General features: G+C 57.1%; 1 protein-coding gene. It reads right to left on the bottom strand.

Features of this window, described 5'->3' with window-relative positions; translation table 11 throughout:
* On the bottom strand, window positions 1-380 hold a 380-nt coding region (locus ACUU1M_RS20660), incomplete at both ends, for a GTP-binding protein (protein ID WP_233398477.1).

The following is a 380-nucleotide window of genomic DNA, read 5'->3' as shown; positions in this document are numbered from 1 at the left end:
TCCAGGAAGCCAGCCAGTTCCAGGATTTTCGCTTCCCACTCTGCGTCGCCTTCCAGCGCTTTCAGAGCAGAACCACGAACGATCGGAGTGTCGTCGCCCGGGAAGTCGTACTGAGACAGAAGTTCACGAACTTCCATTTCAACCAGTTCCAGCAGCTCTTCGTCATCAACCATGTCGCATTTGTTCAGGAACACGATGATGTACGGAACGCCTACCTGACGACCCAGCAGGATGTGCTCACGAGTCTGCGGCATCGGGCCGTCAGTCGCAGCAACTACCAGGATCGCGCCGTCCATCTGAGCAGCACCGGTGATCATGTTTTTAACATAGTCGGCGTGCCCCGGGCAGTCTACGTGTGCGTAGTGACGGGTCGGGGTGTC

It is taken from the genome of Shigella sp. SIG6 (assembly GCF_053555815.1).
This window is presented reverse-complemented; position numbering and strand designations above follow the sequence as displayed.